Annotated in this window: 1 protein-coding gene; it reads left to right on the plus strand. The window is 61.7% G+C overall.

The genetic code is table 11. The features are described from left to right. The coding region (locus tag LU493_RS19755) for an LrgB family protein (RefSeq protein ID WP_275289503.1) at nt 1-376 on the plus strand (376 nt) is incomplete at both ends.

Here is a 376-nt window from a genome sequence, read left to right on the forward strand (position 1 = left end):
TGGGAGAGACCCACTGGCTGCTGTGGCTGCTGGGCCCGGCGACCATCGCCTTTGCCGTTCCGGTGTATGAAAATGTCGCGGTGATTAAACGCCACTGGATGTCGCTCAGCGCCGGGGTGGTGACGGCGGTAGTGGTGGCTGTCACCAGTTCCGTATGGCTGGCGCGCGGGTTTATGTTGTCTGATGAAATTCAGCGTAGCCTGGCGGTGCGCTCGGTGACCACGCCCTTTGCGCTGGCGGCGGCGAAACCGCTCGGCGGTCAACCCGATCTGGTGGCGCTGTTTGTGGTGATCACCGGCGTGTTTGGCATGGCGGTGGGAGATATGCTGTTTTTACGTCTTGCTATCCGGGAAGGGATGGCGAAAGGAGCCGGGTT

This window comes from Halomonas elongata, from assembly GCF_029081005.1.
GTDB lineage: Bacteria > Pseudomonadota > Gammaproteobacteria > Pseudomonadales > Halomonadaceae > Halomonas > Halomonas elongata_B.